The sequence below is a fragment of the Nioella sp. genome (assembly GCF_965215655.1).
Taxonomy (GTDB): Bacteria; Pseudomonadota; Alphaproteobacteria; order Rhodobacterales; family Rhodobacteraceae; genus Nioella.
In genome coordinates this window covers 282,647-297,565 of sequence record NZ_OZ244111.1, presented here as the reverse complement: position 1 = coordinate 297,565, position 14,919 = coordinate 282,647, and the positions used below count along the sequence as shown (strand labels likewise).

Annotated in this window: 22 protein-coding genes; 15 read left to right on the top strand and 7 right to left on the bottom strand. The window is 62.8% G+C overall.

What is annotated here, in order from left to right:
* Nucleotides 1–35 precede the first annotated feature (35 nt).
* Together ACOOEX_RS01540 and ACOOEX_RS01535 are read right to left on the bottom strand one after the other, a co-directional pair.
* Complete coding sequence (locus tag ACOOEX_RS01540) at nt 36–746, bottom strand: F0F1 ATP synthase subunit A (protein ID WP_420398304.1); 711 nt, start codon at nt 744–746, stop codon at nt 36–38.
* Nucleotides 747–887: 141 nt separating this feature from the next.
* A complete protein-coding gene (locus ACOOEX_RS01535; protein WP_420396823.1) occupies nt 888–1,220 on the bottom strand; it encodes an AtpZ/AtpI family protein in 333 nt (110 codons plus the stop codon).
* 242 nt (nt 1,221–1,462) lie between these two features.
* On the opposite strand from ACOOEX_RS01535, the gene ACOOEX_RS01530 reads away from it, so the two are divergent.
* The gene (locus ACOOEX_RS01530; RefSeq protein ID WP_420396822.1) at nt 1,463–1,795 is read left to right on the top strand and encodes an ArsR/SmtB family transcription factor; all 333 of its coding nucleotides are present in this window, start codon (nt 1,463–1,465) and stop codon (nt 1,793–1,795) included.
* Here ACOOEX_RS01530 and ACOOEX_RS01525 read toward each other — a convergent pair.
* From ACOOEX_RS01525 to ACOOEX_RS01515, 3 genes are all read right to left on the bottom strand, one after another.
* Nucleotides 1,792–2,280: a ClbS/DfsB family four-helix bundle protein gene (locus ACOOEX_RS01525; RefSeq protein ID WP_420396821.1), complete on the bottom strand. Its 489-nt coding sequence runs from the start codon at nt 2,278–2,280 to the stop codon at nt 1,792–1,794. The two genes, ACOOEX_RS01530 and ACOOEX_RS01525, sit on opposite strands and share 4 nt — an antisense overlap.
* A gap of 71 nt (nt 2,281–2,351) precedes the next feature.
* Nucleotides 2,352–3,233, bottom strand: coding sequence for a DMT family transporter (locus ACOOEX_RS01520; RefSeq protein ID WP_420396820.1), 882 nt, complete (start codon nt 3,231–3,233; stop codon nt 2,352–2,354).
* 1 nt (nt 3,234) lies between these two features.
* Nucleotides 3,235–4,125, bottom strand: coding sequence for a LysR family transcriptional regulator (locus tag ACOOEX_RS01515; RefSeq protein ID WP_420396819.1), 891 nt, complete (start codon nt 4,123–4,125; stop codon nt 3,235–3,237).
* Between the two features lie 219 nt (nt 4,126–4,344).
* On the opposite strand from ACOOEX_RS01515, the gene ACOOEX_RS01510 reads away from it, so the two are divergent.
* The 11 genes from ACOOEX_RS01510 (at nt 4,345) to rimM (ending at nt 10,905) form a co-directional block, all read left to right on the top strand.
* On the top strand, nt 4,345–4,932 hold the full coding sequence (locus ACOOEX_RS01510; RefSeq protein WP_420396818.1) for an FMN-dependent NADH-azoreductase: 588 nt from the start codon (nt 4,345–4,347) through the stop codon (nt 4,930–4,932).
* Between the two features lie 84 nt (nt 4,933–5,016).
* Complete coding sequence (locus ACOOEX_RS01505) at nt 5,017–5,505, top strand: hypothetical protein (RefSeq protein ID WP_420396817.1); 489 nt, start codon at nt 5,017–5,019, stop codon at nt 5,503–5,505.
* 3 nt (nt 5,506–5,508) lie between these two features.
* Nucleotides 5,509–6,009, top strand: coding sequence for a hypothetical protein (locus tag ACOOEX_RS01500; protein ID WP_420396816.1), 501 nt, complete (start codon nt 5,509–5,511; stop codon nt 6,007–6,009).
* A 179-nt stretch (nt 6,010–6,188) separates the two neighbouring features.
* Nucleotides 6,189–7,706, top strand: coding sequence for a signal recognition particle protein (gene ffh, locus ACOOEX_RS01495; RefSeq protein WP_420396815.1), 1,518 nt, complete (start codon nt 6,189–6,191; stop codon nt 7,704–7,706).
* Nucleotides 7,703–8,254, top strand: a complete 552-nt coding sequence (locus ACOOEX_RS01490) for a GNAT family N-acetyltransferase (RefSeq protein WP_420396814.1) — start codon at nt 7,703–7,705, stop codon at nt 8,252–8,254. The genes ffh and ACOOEX_RS01490 overlap by 4 nt, the downstream gene beginning before the upstream one ends.
* The gene (locus ACOOEX_RS01485) at nt 8,251–8,835 is read left to right on the top strand and encodes a GNAT family N-acetyltransferase (RefSeq protein ID WP_420396813.1); all 585 of its coding nucleotides are present in this window, start codon (nt 8,251–8,253) and stop codon (nt 8,833–8,835) included. Before ACOOEX_RS01490 ends, ACOOEX_RS01485 begins: the two co-directional genes overlap by 4 nt.
* Nucleotides 8,832–9,128, top strand: coding sequence for a chorismate mutase (locus ACOOEX_RS01480; RefSeq protein WP_420396812.1), 297 nt, complete (start codon nt 8,832–8,834; stop codon nt 9,126–9,128). The genes ACOOEX_RS01485 and ACOOEX_RS01480 overlap by 4 nt, the downstream gene beginning before the upstream one ends.
* A 39-nt stretch (nt 9,129–9,167) precedes the next feature.
* Complete coding sequence (gene rpsP, locus ACOOEX_RS01475) at nt 9,168–9,560, top strand: 30S ribosomal protein S16 (RefSeq protein WP_306046849.1); 393 nt, start codon at nt 9,168–9,170, stop codon at nt 9,558–9,560.
* Nucleotides 9,561–9,565: 5 nt separating this feature from the next.
* Nucleotides 9,566–10,195, top strand: a complete 630-nt coding sequence (gene bluB, locus ACOOEX_RS01470; RefSeq protein ID WP_420396811.1) for a 5,6-dimethylbenzimidazole synthase — start codon at nt 9,566–9,568, stop codon at nt 10,193–10,195.
* A 10-nt stretch (nt 10,196–10,205) separates the two neighbouring features.
* Entirely contained in the window at nt 10,206–10,400 is a 195-nt protein-coding gene (locus tag ACOOEX_RS01465; RefSeq protein WP_071691249.1) for a hypothetical protein, read from the top strand.
* Complete coding sequence (gene rimM, locus ACOOEX_RS01460) at nt 10,393–10,905, top strand: ribosome maturation factor RimM (protein WP_420396810.1); 513 nt, start codon at nt 10,393–10,395, stop codon at nt 10,903–10,905. Before ACOOEX_RS01465 ends, rimM begins: the two co-directional genes overlap by 8 nt.
* Before the next feature lie 3 nt (nt 10,906–10,908).
* On the opposite strand, the gene ACOOEX_RS01455 is transcribed toward rimM, so the two are convergent.
* Entirely contained in the window at nt 10,909–11,649 is a 741-nt protein-coding gene (locus ACOOEX_RS01455) for a 3D domain-containing protein (protein WP_420396809.1), read from the bottom strand.
* Between the two features lie 146 nt (nt 11,650–11,795).
* On the opposite strand from ACOOEX_RS01455, the gene trmD reads away from it, so the two are divergent.
* Nucleotides 11,796–12,608, top strand: a complete 813-nt coding sequence (trmD, locus tag ACOOEX_RS01450) for a tRNA (guanosine(37)-N1)-methyltransferase TrmD (RefSeq protein ID WP_420396808.1) — start codon at nt 11,796–11,798, stop codon at nt 12,606–12,608.
* Here trmD and ACOOEX_RS01445 read toward each other — a convergent pair.
* A complete protein-coding gene (locus ACOOEX_RS01445; RefSeq protein WP_420396807.1) occupies nt 12,605–13,912 on the bottom strand; it encodes an FAD-dependent oxidoreductase in 1,308 nt (435 codons plus the stop codon). The two genes, trmD and ACOOEX_RS01445, sit on opposite strands and share 4 nt — an antisense overlap.
* 366 nt (nt 13,913–14,278) lie before the next feature.
* Between ACOOEX_RS01445 and rplS the strand changes: the two genes are divergently transcribed.
* Both rplS and rpmE read left to right on the top strand, forming a co-directional pair.
* Entirely contained in the window at nt 14,279–14,662 is a 384-nt protein-coding gene (rplS, locus tag ACOOEX_RS01440) for a 50S ribosomal protein L19 (protein WP_071691255.1), read from the top strand.
* Between the two features lie 11 nt (nt 14,663–14,673).
* Nucleotides 14,674–14,895 (top strand): 50S ribosomal protein L31, encoded by a 222-nt coding sequence (gene rpmE / locus ACOOEX_RS01435; RefSeq protein WP_420396806.1) that lies wholly within the window; start codon nt 14,674–14,676, stop codon nt 14,893–14,895.
* Nucleotides 14,896–14,919 lie beyond the last annotated feature (24 nt).

The following is a 14,919-nucleotide window of genomic DNA, read 5'->3' as shown; positions in this document are numbered from 1 at the left end:
AAGTTTTCGATATGTGTGTTTCTTAGGACGTGCGGTTAGTGCGACGGATGCAGGGCATCGCGCAGGTAGACGCAGGTCAGGATCGTGAAGACGTAGGCCTGAATGAAGGCCACCAGAACCTCCAGCCCGTAGACCGCCGTGATCGCCACGACCGGGGCGATGGCACCCACGCCGAGGACACCGGCAAAGCCCGCGAACACCTTGATCACCGCGTGGCCTGCCATGACGTTACCGGCAAGACGGATGGAATGGCTGACCGGGCGCACGAAGTAAGAGATCAGTTCGATGATCGCCAGGATCGGGCGCAGCGGCAGCGGCGCGGACGACACCCAGAAAAGCCCCAGGAACCCGGCACCGTTCTTGACGAAGCCCACGATGGTGACGGTCAGGAACACCGCCATCGCCAGAACCGCCGTAACAGCGATATGCGAGGTGGTGGTGAAGCTGGTTGGGATGAGGCCAAGGAAGTTGGCCATCACGATGAACAGGAACAGCGTCATGATATAGGGGAAGAAAGCCAGCGCGTCCTTGCCCGCGACGTCCTCAACCATCTTGCGGATGAAGCCGTAGGTCAGTTCCGCGACCGACTGAGCGCGCGAAGGCACGATCGCCCGGCCACGAGACCCCAGCACCATCAGGACGAACACGCCGACAATGGCCAGCATCATCCACAGGGTCACATTTGTGATGGTGTAGAAGGAAATCGGGCCGTCGCCGAACAGCGGCTCGACGATGAACTGATCCATCGGGTGGATCTGAAGGCCACCTTCGGCACCATACGCGGCATCCGCGCCATGGGCAGCATCGGTTCCGTGAGCAGCCTCGGCGCCATGCTCGACGACCGCTTCCTCACCGTGGGTCTGTTCTTGTGCGTCTTCGGACACGTCTCATTCCCTCTCATCGCGCGCGGCTGCGGCCGCTTCGTTTTCCTTCTGGATCTCATGAGCGGAGCGGATCATCGTCTTCACCCCGGCCACAAACCCCAGCAATGTAAACACCACCATCAACCACGGCGCGCTGCCAAACAGCGCATCAAGACCGTAGCCCATGGCAAAACCGATCCCCAGACCGGCCACAAGCTCTATCACCATCCGCCAGGCATGCTGCGCCATGGAATAGTGTTCCTCGGTATGGGGCTTGTCGCTTTCCTGTCCGGCTTTCAGTCGTTCCAGCCGCTGTTCAAAATCTTTCAAGCGGTCAGGATCGTGCCCGTCGGACATGGCAAACGCCCCCTTCAGAGGTTCGGGCGGAACCTAGGCAGAGCCCCGCCCAGAGTCAACGCGTAGTTTGCCAAGGCTCACTTGCTATATGTCGTTGAATAATATGCATATTTTTACAGTGCGACAAAGGCGACCCTACCCCGATCAACCGGCTTTGCAGGAATCCGATATTCAACCGATCGGTTGACGGTATATTCAACCAACTGGTTGACGATGCCCGTCAGGGCAGGGATATGCGCGCAATGACAGTTGATCTCGACACGATCTTCTCGGCCCTGGCCGACCCTACCCGCCGACAGATCCTGACGATGCTGTTGGAGGATGACATGGCCGTCACCGATGTGGCGGAACCCTTCGAGATGTCGCTTGCCGCCATTTCCAAGCACCTGACGATCCTCGCCGGCGCCGGCCTGATCAGTCAGGAAAAGCGCGGCCGGGTCAAATGGTGCAAGCTGGAACCGGACGCCCTTAAGGGGGCCTCGGTCTGGATGCAGGGATTCGGGCAGTTCGAGCCGGTCAATCTGGATGCGTTCGAGGCCTTCCTCGCGCAGGAGCTTGGTGACAGTCCTGACTAGGCTTCGGCAGCGCGCAGACAGGCCCGAATGAACTTGGCCGCAGAGCGGTAGTGGCTCGGCCCCGCCGCTTCGGCATAACGCCCCGTGGTCCATCCGGTTCCCCCCGGCATCGGCCCACCGTAAAGCGCTGCATCATCCTGCGTTTTCAGATAGGCCATCAGACGCGCATGCCCGTCTGCCAGACGCTCCTGCGCCTCCTGCCAGGACTGATCGGCATATCTCTCGCGCAGACCGGCATTATAGGGTTTGAGCTGGTTCCACTTCACCCCATGGTCGGGCATCTGAGCCGCCTCGCCCTCCTCCAGCCACTGAAAGAACAATCCGATCCAGTGCGACCGGTGCAAGATGACGTCGCGGATGCTCCAATCATCCTCGAATCCCCGGTTTGCAAGGTCGTCGGGGATGTCGGAGATCATGGTTTGCAGCTTTTTGAACTCCTTCTCGGCAACAGCCAGAAGGCCGGCGCGGTTCGTGGCAGCAGGCATGAGTACTCTCCTCACTCGTCTGCCGCGCGACTATACCTTTGAACTGATCTTCACCTTGATCCGGCGCAAACTCAGCCGTCGTTCTTGAGCAGGAGAAGCAGTGCCAGCACCGTCAGAGCCACGCCGCCAAGGACGTAGACCGTGGGTAAGCCATTGCCGAGGAAGAACTCCCAGCCGATCACCCATGTGGGCGTGAGGTAGGTATAGGCCATGACTTTTGAGGCGGGCAGTTGCATGGATGCAAATTGCAGCAAGACCACGGTGATCGCCGTGGCAAAAACCGCCGTGTAGAAGAGTGTCACCCAAACGATGCCGGGCAGGGCCACCCAATCAGTGGCTATCACCTCAGCTCCGCCCCACAGGAACAGCACGAAGGCGCCTCCCAACATGGTCCCAAATGTTGAAACCGGTGCAGGCTCGCCCCGGTTCAGCATCCGAACCATCGGCGTATAGATGGCATGGGAGATGCAGCCGATGAAATAGACCACCTCGCCGCGCCCGATCTCGAAGGCCAGCAGCGCCGAGATGTCCGCGCGGAAGATCACCCAAAGCGCCCCCGCTCCTCCAATGGCCAGCGCCAGCGCCATGCGACCGGTCATGACCTGGCTGAGCAGCAGGAAACCAAAGCCCGCAGTCATGATCGGTGTCAGCGTAAAGACCGCCGCGGCGGACACCGGCGGGGCGGTTTTCAACCCTTCGAACATCAAAACGAAATACGCGCCGAACAGGCCGCCAAGGATAAGGTAGCGCCACGGGGCGTGGAAATGCGGTCGATGAAACCCGCCGCGCGCCTGCACGATGAGCGACACAACCACAGCCCCGCACAGGAAGCGCACCGCGTTGAAGGCTGCCGGGTCGATATGGTTGGCCGTCATCGAGCCAAGCGAGAATGACCCCGCCACCAACGCCGAGAAAGCCAGCATGGCCAGATGGCCGCGATATCCGCCGCTCATGTCAGGCCGGGTCCACGGGCCAGTCGGCCACCTTCTCTTTCAGAAAGCGCAAGACCGTCTGAACCTTCGCCGTCCGGTGCAGATCCATGTGGGTCACCAGCCACAGTTTGACCGACCATTCCTCCAGCGGGGGCAGCATTTCGACAAGGTTGTCATCGGTTTGCAGATCAAGGCTGGACACAAACCCGATCCCCATGCCCGACATCACTGCCTGCCGCATGCTGTCGGTGTCGTTGCAGCGGAAGCGGATGCATTCCTCTGGCACCACTTCCGACAGCCAGCGCAGGAACGGCGCGCGCGGGTTTTCCTGCGCCGAGCCGATGAAGCGATGTTGGGTGATATTGTCTTCGGTCAGCGGGCCGAAGCGGTCCAGATAGTCCTTCGTGGCACATAGAACCGTCGACAGGGTGCAGTAAGGCTGCACGATGTTGTCCTGATTGTCGCCCGGCTTTCCGGCCCGGATCGCCACATGCGCCTCGCCATATTCCAACCGGTAGAGTCGCATGTCGGTGAGGAACTGGATCTGAAGGTCCGGGTGCTGTTCCTGAAACTCACCAAGCGCCGGAACGATCAATGGCGCGATGACATTGAGCGAGGTGATCAGCAGCTCTCCCGTGACCTCGTTTCCGCGCCCCTTGATGCGGCTGGCCAGCTGCGTGAACTGGTCGTCTGCGCGCCCTCCGACAGACAGCAGATCCTGCCCGGCTTCGGTCGGCGTGTAACCCCGCGCGTGGCGCTGGAAAAGTTTCGCCCCAAGCCGCCCTTCCAGCGAGTCGATATGGCGGATCACCGTGGCGTGGTGGACCCCAAGCACTTCGGCGGCGCCGCTGACCGTGCCCATGCGCGCCACCTGGTAGGCGGTGCGGATCTCGTCCCAATCGCTGAATGACATCGAATTTGCCCCACCTGTGCATCACATCACGTTTCCAGGGTCATGATGCCATGTCTGTTCATCAGGGCAAGGGGAAAGGCACGGCGCTCGGAAATCGTTCCGCTCAGGCGGACTTTGCAATTTTGCACATTCAGTGTTTCAGGGTGCATGTTTTGTGCGCCAAGCGTTGAACTACCTTCAGCGACAGACGCAAACCGAGACAATCAAGGACCGTATCCCATGACTTCCTCTATCCTCCGCATCGACGCTTCCGCCCGCCGCGATGGCTCTGTCAGCCGCGACCTGAGCGACCGCATCATCGCCCGTTTCCCCGGGGCGGCGGTCACCACCCGCGATCTTGCCCCCGGCCTGCCCCTGATCGACGAGACCTGGGTCGGCGCGAATTTCACGCCCGAGGCAGACCGCAGCGACGAACAGCGCGCCACATTGGCCCTGTCGGATGAACTGATTGCCGAACTTAAAGACGCCGACACGCTGGTCATCGGCCTGCCGATCTACAATTTTGGTGTCCCCGCCACGTTGAAAGCATGGGTCGACCTAGTGGCCCGCGCCGGCGTGACCTTCCGCTATACCGAGGCCGGTCCCGAGGGATTGCTGACCGGCAAGCGCGCCATCGTCGCCGTTGCCTCCGGCGGGACCGAGGCCGGGTCCGAGATCGACTTTGCCACCGGCTATATTCGCCATGTTCTGGGCTTCATCGGCATCACGGATGTGACCTTTGTCACCGCCGACAGGCTGGCACTGGACATGGACGCCACCTTAAACGCGGCCCATAGCCAGATCGACGCTCTGCCCGTCGCCGCCTAAGGTATCTGACGGGGCGCAGGAGAACTCCCATTTTCCAGCGCCTCGTGCTAACCTGCCCCCATGTTTCGCCTTGCGATCCCGTTGATGGCATTGCCCTTCCCGGCCATGGCCCTGACCTGCACCATGACATTTTCGGTGCATATCACCCATGGCATCGGCCCCTATCCGCCCGGAACCCTCCTCGATGGCACGGCAGAGTTCGAAACTCTGCGCAGTTTCCGGCAGGAGGGCGGGGCAACGGCGCATCTGGCCACGGGCACCATGGGGCTGGACGGCCATATCACCGGCAGGCTCTGGACCCTGATCACCACCAGCCGCACCGTCGCCGCCGATCTGGTCGGGCTCTATGCGCTTGATGTGGAGGGGCTGAGCTTTGTCGGGCAGGATTTTCGCGGGCCCATGGCGATCACGCTCTATGGCGATCCGGGCAGTTGGCCCCACGAACGCCCGCCCATCACGCAGGAGGAATGGGACAGCCTGACCCTGCGCCGGTCCTTCCAACTGCACGCACCCGATAGCTCGGACATGTTGGGCGGCGATATCACCCGATTGCTAGCAGACTGCGAGGATTGATGGATGGAGATGCAGGAGACGAATGACCGGCGACTGGTGCTCAGCGAGAAGGATGGAGAGCTTTCTCTAATCTACATATTCATTGCCCTTCTAATCTTGGCCGCGGCTGTTCCGTTTCACCTGTGGGGCGAGATCCCCTGGCTGGCCTACCTGGGCTATCTGCTGGCTGCCTTCGCCTTGGTCATCGCCTTTCTCGCCCGCAACAGCTGGCATCGGCTGATCTTTGACCGCGATGCCGACCAGGTGGTTTACACCCGCAAGCTCGCCCTACGCCGCAAGACCGAAACACTCCCGCTGTCTGCCGTTCATTCCATCGTGGTAAAGGAACGCGAAATTCGCCTGGAGAACGGGAAATCCACGGTATACCGCGTCGTCATCCGCCCTTTCGAAGGCTCGGGACACTACGCAATCGGCTTCCTGATGCCCAGTAAAAGCGCAGCAGAGCGCCTTGCAGCGCGCTGCACCGACTGGCTTGGAACCGAAGCGGCAGCGCTCGACGCTTGACTCACCCCTGACCCCGACGTAAACGGGCGCCTGATATCCGGGAAGTGCCAGCTTTCCGGTCCTGAGTCTGTTTCAGGATCGCCCCCCGTCAGCGAGTTTCGCCCACGGGGGTGTTGGTGCATTCCTCGCGGTCCCTTATCTGGGATGGCAACCGAAGTAGATGAAAAGGGGCCGCGCCCATGTTCGAAAATCTGTCCGAACGCCTGTCTGGTGTCTTCGACCGTCTGACCAAACAGGGTGCCCTGTCCGAGGATGACGTCCGCACCGCCATGCGCGAGGTGCGCGTTGCCCTGCTGGAGGCGGACGTTTCGCTCCCGGTTGCGCGTCAGTTCATCAAATCGGTCGAGAAGAAAGCCACCGGCGCGGCGGTGACGAAATCAGTGACGCCCGGCCAGCAGGTTATCAAGATCGTCCATGACGAGTTGATCGAAACCCTGCGCGGTGAGGGCGACCCCGGTGCCCTCAAGATCGACAATCCGCCCGCCCCGATCCTTATGGTGGGCCTGCAGGGGTCCGGTAAAACCACCACCACCGCCAAGCTTGCCAAGCGCCTGAAAGAGCGCGAAGGCAAGAAGGTGCTGATGGCATCGCTCGACACCAATCGTCCGGCGGCCATGGAACAGCTGGCCATTCTCGGCACCCAGATCGGCGTCGATACCCTGCCGATCGTGAAGGGCGAAACCGCGCAACAGATCGCCAAGCGCGCCAAGACGCAAGCCAGCCTTGGTGGCTATGACGTCTACATGCTCGACACTGCCGGCCGTCTGCATATCGACGCCGAACTGATCCAGCAGGCACAGGAAGTGCGCGACATCGCGACCCCCCGTGAAACGCTGCTGGTCGTCGATGGCCTGACCGGTCAGGACGCGGTGAACGTCGCGCAGGAGTTTGACGACAAGATCGGCGTCACCGGCGTCTGTCTGACCCGTATGGACGGTGACGGTCGTGGCGGTGCGGCGCTGTCTATGCGTGCGATCACTGGCAAGCCCATCCGTTTCGTGGGCCTCGGCGAAAAGATGGACGCGCTCGAAACCTTCGAGCCCGAACGGATCGCCGGCCGCATCCTTGGCATGGGCGACATCGTGGCTCTGGTCGAGAAGGCGCAGGAAACGCTGGAAGCCGAACAGGCCGAGCGCATGATGAAGCGCTTCCAAAAGGGCATGTTCAACATGAACGACCTGAAGGGCCAGCTGGAGCAGATGCTCAAGATGGGCGGCATGGAAGGCATGATGTCGATGATGCCGGGCATGAAGAAGATGGCCAAACAGGTTGAGGATGCCGGGTTCGACGACAAGGTCATCAAGCGCCAGATCGCGCTGATCAATTCGATGACCAAGAAGGAGCGCGCCAATCCGCAGCTTCTTCAGGCCAGCCGTAAAAAGCGGATCGCGGCCGGTGCCGGGCAGGATGTGTCGGAACTCAACAAGCTGCTGAAGATGCACCGGCAGATGTCGGACGCGATGAAAAAGCTCGGCAAGATGGGCAAGAAGGGCATGATGCGCGGCGGTCTTGGCGCGCTCTTCGGCAAAGGTGGCGGCATGCCCGGAATGCCCGGCGGCCCCGGCGCAGGCGGCATGGATCAGGCGGCACTGGAACAGGCCGCCAAGCAGCTTGGCGCGCCCGGCGCGGGCAATATGCCCGGTCTTGGCGGTGCTCCGCTGCCCCCCGGCCTGTCGGGCTTCGGGAAGAAGAAGTGACCACGCCCCTGCCGCATATCCCCACGCTCGAAACCGAGCGTCTCGTCCTGCGCGGCCCGCGCATGGGGGATGTGCGGCATTGGTGCGCCTTCTCGGCAACCAGTCGGGCCGAGTTTATTGGGGGCGCGATGATCGCAGAACCCGGCAAGGCGTGGCGCGCATTTGCCCATGTGGCCGGTATGTGGATGTTGCGCGGCTATGGCAGCTTCGTCTTCGAACTGAAATCCGACCCGGGCATACCTGTGGGCATGACCGGCCCCTGGCATCCGCTGGATTGGCCGGAAAAGGAACTGGGCTGGACGGTCTGGAACGCCGATGCGGAAGGCAAGGGCTTTGCCCTTGAAGCCGCGAATGAGGCGCGTCGGTTCGCCTATGAAGATCTCGGCTGGCCGACGGCGGTGTCCTATATCGACAGCCGCAACACTCGGTCCATCGCCCTTGCGGAACGTATGGGATGCCACGTGGATACCAACGCCGAGGCACCCGAAGCCGAGGAAGGCGAGGTCATACTGGTCTACCGCCACCCCGCGCCGGAGGTGCTGAATTGATCCGCGCCCCACACGAGACCCCCGCAACCGGCCCTGCCGCCGAGTTTGCCGTGCAGCTTCAGGACGCCCTGCCGGTTCTGGACACCGACCGGCTGGTGCTGCGCGCGCCCCGCATCGAGGATTTCGAGACCTATGCCACTATCGGCGAAAGCGAGCGTGGTCGCTACCTGGTCGAGGACAACACCGACCGCGATGCGCTCTGGCTCGACTTTGCGCAGATGGTGGCCACTTGGCTGCTGCGTGGCCATGGCGTCTGGACGGTCGAAACCCGCGACACGGGCAAAGCAATCGGCTTCGTCCTGCTTGGGTTCGAACCGGGCGACCATGAACCGGAACTGGGCTATCTGTTCCTGCCCGAGGCAGAGGGCCACGGCTACGCGCAGGAAGCCGCCCGCGCGGCCCGTGCCCATGCGTTCGACACGCTTGGGCTGAAGACTCTGGTCAGCACCATAGACCATGACAACACCCGGTCGATCCGACTGGCCGAACGGCTTGGCGCAACCCGCGACGCCGCCGCCGAGGCTGCCCATGACCACGCCATCCAGGTTTACCGCCACAGCGCAGAGGAGACGCTGCAATGACCGACGACGCCACCCGCGCCGCCGAGATCCTGAAAGGGCATCGCGAGTCCATCGACCGGCTTGATGCGATCCTTGTCTACACGCTTGGCGAGCGGTTCAAGCACACGCAGGCGGTTGGCGTTCTAAAGGCCACCCACGACCTGCCCCCCTCCGACCCGGCCCGCGAAGCCAAGCAGATCGCGCGGCTGGAGGATTTGGCGAAAGAGGCCGATCTGGACCCCGAATTCGCCAAGAAGTTTCTGAACTTCATCATCGCTGAAGTCATTCAGCACCACAAACAACACCAATCCTGAGGCCCCGGCCTCGACCGCCATTCAAAGGAGACACTCACAATGGCTATGAAAATCCGGCTCGCCCGCGGCGGCTCCAAAAAGCGCCCCTTCTACCGCATCGTGGCTTCCGACAGCCGCATGCCGCGCGATGGCCGCTACATCGAGAAGCTCGGCACCTACAACCCGCTGCTGCCGAAAGACAGCGAAGACCGCGTTCAGATGAACATGGAGCGCGTGCAGTACTGGCTGGGTGAAGGCGCGCAGCCGACCGACCGCGTGTCCCGCTTCCTCGAAGCCGCTGGCGTCGTCGAGAAAAAAGAGCGTGCCAACCTGAAGAAGGGTGCCCCCGGCAAGAAAGCCCTGGAGCGTGCAGAAGAGAAAGCAGCCAAGGCCGCTGAGGCTGCCGAAGCTGCTGCTGCACCGGCAGAAGAAGAAGCTGCTTCCGAAGAGTAATCGGAATGCGCGCGTTTTCTCGCGGCTTTCAAGACGATCTGACGGATCTGATGCGGTGGCGGCGCGATGTGCGCCGCTTCCGTCCCGATCCGGTGGACGAGGCGCTGTTGGCGGAAGCCCTCGGCGCCTTTTCACTTGCGCCCTCGGTCGGGCTGTCGGAACCGTGGCGGCTGGTCCGGGTGGACAGTGCCGAGAAGCGGGCGCTTGCCGTCGAGAATTTCGAGGCCGCCAATGCAAAGGCGCTGGCGGGCTATAGCGGCGACACAGCCGAACGCTATGCCGGGCTGAAACTGTCTGGCATGCGCGAGGCCCCGGTTCAGCTGGCGGTCTTCTCGGACGAAGCGACCACCAAGGGCGCAGGTTTGGGGCGCCAGACCATGCCCGAGATGCTGCGCTATTCCGTCGTCTCGGCGCTGATGCTGTTTTGGCTGGCAGCGCGGGCGCGGGGGCTTGGCGTCGGGTGGGTTTCGATCCTGGACGACGAAAGACTGACGCGCGATCTGGAGGTGCCCGAGGATTGGGCGCTTGTCGCTTACCTGTGCGTCGGCCTGCCGGAAGAAGATGGCGAAACCCCGGAACTGGAGCGGCTCGGATGGGAGCAGCGCGACAGTACGCTGGACCTGCTGATCCGCTGAGGTATTGCCGATGATCCTTCTGCCGATCGCCTTCGCGATACTGGGGCTTTACCTGCTGATCATGGGCGATGGCCCTGCGAAACTTGTCGGCGTGATCCTGATCCTCGTGGCCGCCGCTTTCATCTTCCTGTTCTGGGTTGCGATTTACGTGGAATTGCCGCCCGTTGACGCCTATCTTCCCGCCTTGGAGGTTCACCATGTCTGACAGAGTTTGCTTGGCCGCGATCACCGGATCCTACGGGGTGCGGGGAGAAGCGCGGGTCAAAAGCTTCTGCGCCGAACCCTCGGCGTTAGGTGACTATGGTCCCCTCTCCGACGAAAAGGGCTCTCGCGAGTTCAAGGTGACCATCACCCGCCCGGTCAAGGGTGGCTTTGCGGTGCGCCTGTCGGGTGTGAAGACCAAGGAAGAGGCCGACGCACTGAAGGGCGTCCGCCTCTATGCCCCGCGCGAGGCCCTGCCCGACCTGCCCGACGATGAGTTCTACCATGCCGACCTGATTGGCCTGACCGTCGTCGATACCGGCGGGGTGGATCTGGGGCAGGTTCACGCAGTGATGAACCATGGCGCGGGCGACCTGCTGGAGGTCCGCCAGAAGGGCAAATCCGGCACGGTTCTGGTGCCGTTCACACAGGCCATTGTGCCAACCGTCGACCTGACAGCAGGCCGAATCGTGGTGGACCCGCCCGAGGGGCTGTTCGACGAAGACTGATCCCTATCGCGGACAGAACAGGCCTCGGCAGGGTTGCGGCTGCGGGTCCGTTTCCATCGGCAACAGGAAGGCCTGAACCTCGGCGTGGTCTCCATGGCTGACGAAATCGAATGGGTTGCGGGCAATGACCCGGCTCATCGGGCCAGACATGGGGCCGAGAAACACGTCGATATGGTTGCCGGTCACCGCGCCGCCCGTATCCTCGCAAATGAAGATGCCGTCATGGACGGTTCCATCGGGCAACTCCACGCCGTCAGCCGCAGGGATGTAGATGCGCTGACCGAATTCCGGGTAGCCGCCATTCACCCACGGGGTGGACCCGCCGACCCACCCCAGATCGCAGGCGATGGTGCGAAAGGGGTGAAGCGGGTTGCTGCGGGCCCCTGTGCCATAGGGGTGCGGTGAGCGTTGCCAGCGTACACGCTCGCTTGGTCCATGGCTGCAATTGGCCTGCGGCGATCCGGTGACACCTGCGAAGTTGAAAACCTCGCCTCCCACCCGCAGGCTGCCCGCCAGCGCGCCAGCACACCAGTCCGACCTTGCGACGGTCGGGCCGATGACCCTGCCGCCCATGCTGCGGATCGGGATGCCGCCGCCATCCGTGCGGCCATCCACAAGGCGATAGACCGTGGCCCAGACGGTGATCGGGGTGCCGTCCGGCGGCGGGGCATGCTGAGCGCCGCAACCCGCGACGCCAAGACCGAAACCGCACACAAGCAGGCGGCGCAAAAGACGAGAGAACATGGCCGTCAGAAATCCGTTTGTTCAAAAACTGCCCCATATCCTAGCATTCTGGCCGAAAAATCAAGCTTTTCAGGGCGTGGCGGGGCAAGCCTTGCCCGTAACAGCCTCTATTGTATCGCGCCACGCTTGCTTGTAACCCCTTCGCCATGTCCGATGCACCCTCCAAATCCCATGGCCGCCTGTCGATCAGCGCGAGCCTGAAGCCCCGGGACCTGATGACGCCCACGCCCCGCCTGAAAGGCGCGTGGACGGCCAAGGTGCTGACCCTGTTCCCCGAGGTCTTTCCGGGTGTTCTGGGGGCATCCCTGACCGGCAAGGCGCTGCAACAGGGGTTGTGGGCGCTTGAACCCATCGATCTGCGCATCTTCGGGGCGGGCAAGCATCGCAACGTCGATGACACGCCTGCAGGGGGCGGGGCCGGGCTGGTGATGCGGCCCGACGTTCTGGGGCGCGCGCTGCGGATGGCCTCGAACGGCACGCCGGACGATCCCGCCCGCTGGCCGCGCGTCTATCTCAGCCCACGTGGCAAGCCCTTCACCCAGGCCGACGCACAACGCTTTTCGCAGGCCGAGGGGATGACGCTGCTCTGCGGTCGCTTCGAAGGGGTGGATCAGCGAGTCATCGACCATTTCGGGATGGAAGAAATCTCCATCGGGGATTTTGTGCTGACCGGCGGAGAGATCGCGGCACAGACCGTCATCGACGCCAGCGTTCGGCTGATTCCCAATGTTCTGGGCAACCAGGCCTCGACCGAGGAGGAAAGCTTCTCTGACGGGCTGTTGGAGCATCCGCAATATACCAAGCCCGCTATTTGGGAAGGCCGGGAAATCCCCGAGGTGCTGCTGTCTGGCCATCACGGCAAGATAGAGGCGTGGCGCAAGGAACAGTCCGAAGAGCTTACGCGGAAACGGCGCCCGGACCTGTGGGCCGCCTATCAGGCCCGCAAGGACAAGGGTTAGTCCCGCAGCCCCTGACCCGCCAGCCCGCGCAGACCCTGCGCCTGCATGGCCGCGACCACGCTGGCCGTGTCCAGTGCCTGCACCGGGGCGTTGCCCGCCAGCGCCAGCGCCGCCGCATTGCCCACGGCCTGCCCCATGGCCATGCATTGCGGCATCCCCCGGATCGAGGCGAAGGCCACCGGGTCGGCGGACACGTTGCGACCCGCGAACATCAGGTTTTCCACATGTGCGGGAACCAGTGCGCGGAAGGGCAGCGTATAGAACCCCTCTTCCAATGCCGCGTCATGGGTCATCGCGCCGCCATCCCCGCGCATCACGTCATCGACCGGGTTGGAACAGGCGACAATGCCGTCGGGGAACTTGGTACCCGCCGCGACCTCTGCCCCCGTCAGCCGGTGCATCCCGTGCAGCTTGCGGGTTTCACGCACACCCACTGTCGGGCCAAGCGCCGTCATCCAGGCGTGTTCGAACCCCGGCACCTCATCGCGCAGGAACGCCACCAGCTGCACCACCCGGCGGCGGCCTTCCTGGGTCGCGCGCGCAACCGAGGCCGGGTCGGTGCCGTCCACATTGCGGATCACGACCGAGTTGCAGAAGACCGTGCCGGGGTGAAATCCCTTCATCATGTAAAGCTGCGCGAGGTCCGGGTGCAGCCGCCCTTCGGCCACGCCTTTTTCAGCAAACCGCGTAAAATAGGGGTCGCCCTCGGCAAAGACCTGATCCCAGGGCGCGTTCACCATCAGAAAAGACAGCGTCACGCCCATCATCTTGCCGCTGGCGTCGCCCAGATCGAAGGGCACACCCGCCTGTGCCGCGATATGGCCATCACCGGAGGCATCCACCACCATTCGGGGACGGAAGATCAAAGGCCCGTGCCGATCCATCGCGCGGACAGAGCCGATGCGGTTGCCCTCCATCACCGGGGCCTCGGCCAGCGTGTTCAGATGCAGCTGGACGCCCGCCTCCTCCAGCATGGCGAACATCTCGATCTGCGCCATGTCAGGATCATAGACCACCTCCGCCCCGAAGTTTTCCAGCGTCGAATAGCGCCTTTCGGCGGCGGGCGGGTGCATCGCGGCCAGCCTGTCCGTTAGCTCGTCGAAGAGGCCCCCAATCGACACGTCACAAGGAAAACCGCCGCCCCACGGCATACCGGGGCAAAAGGCCATGACGCCGCCCAGTTTGGCCCCGGCTTCGATCAGACACACAGACACCCCCTGCCGCGCCCCGGCAACCGCTACACCAAACCCTGCGGTGCCGCCCCCCACCACCAGCAGATCGGGGCTGTGCGTCGGCTTTGTCATTCGAGGATTCTCCTGTTCCGGTAATGTGTGATAGGGCGCTTCAGGGGAGGCTATGATCGGGCCGCTGCGCTGGCTGGCCCGTTTGCGACACATCCAGCAACTCGGGGCTTGATCCGCCCCCCCTTCCCCCATATACCCCGCCCGTCCCGGTCGGAAATCCGACTCGGGGCTGTTTTGCTATGGGCAGGATCATTAGCAGCGGAGCTTTCTTCGGCTTCGCGTCGCGGTCCCCGCTTCGCAAGACGCCACAAAGGTAAAGACGACCTGATCTCTGGCGGGCGCTTCGGCGGACCCGGAAGAAGACCAAGAGCTCTGGGGCGGACATCACATTCGTGGGAAAACCACGATCAGAAATGGAGAGTTGCGATGGATCTTATCGCACAGCTGGAAGCCGAGCAGGTCGCTGCGCTCGGCAAAGAGATTCCGGATTTCAAGGCGGGTGACACCATCCGCGTTGGCTATAAAGTGACCGAAGGCACGCGCACCCGTGTGCAGAACTACGAAGGCGTCTGCATCGCGCGCAAGAACGGCTCGGGCATCGCCGGGTCCTTCACCGTCCGCAAGATTTCCTTTGGCGAAGGCGTGGAACGTGTTTTCCCGCTGCATTCGACCAATATCGACAGCATCACCGTCGTGCGCCGTGGCCGCGTGCGTCGCGCCAAGCTGTATTACCTGCGGTCGCGTCGCGGTAAATCCGCCCGTATCGCGGAAGTTTCCAACTACAAGCCCAAAGCTGGCGCAGAAGCGTAAGGACCGGGACCATGAAAAAAGACACCCATCCCGATTATCACCTGATCGACGTCAAGATGACCGACGGCACCGTCATCCAGATGAAATCCACTTGGGGCGCCGAGGGCGATCAGCTGTCGCTGGACATCGACCCCACCGTGCACCCGGCCTGGACCGGCGGCACCTCGCGCCTCATGGACACCGGCGGCCGCGTGTCGAAGTTCAAGAAGAAATACGAAGGCCTCGGCTTCTGAGCCAGTCCGCCTATCGGAACAGAG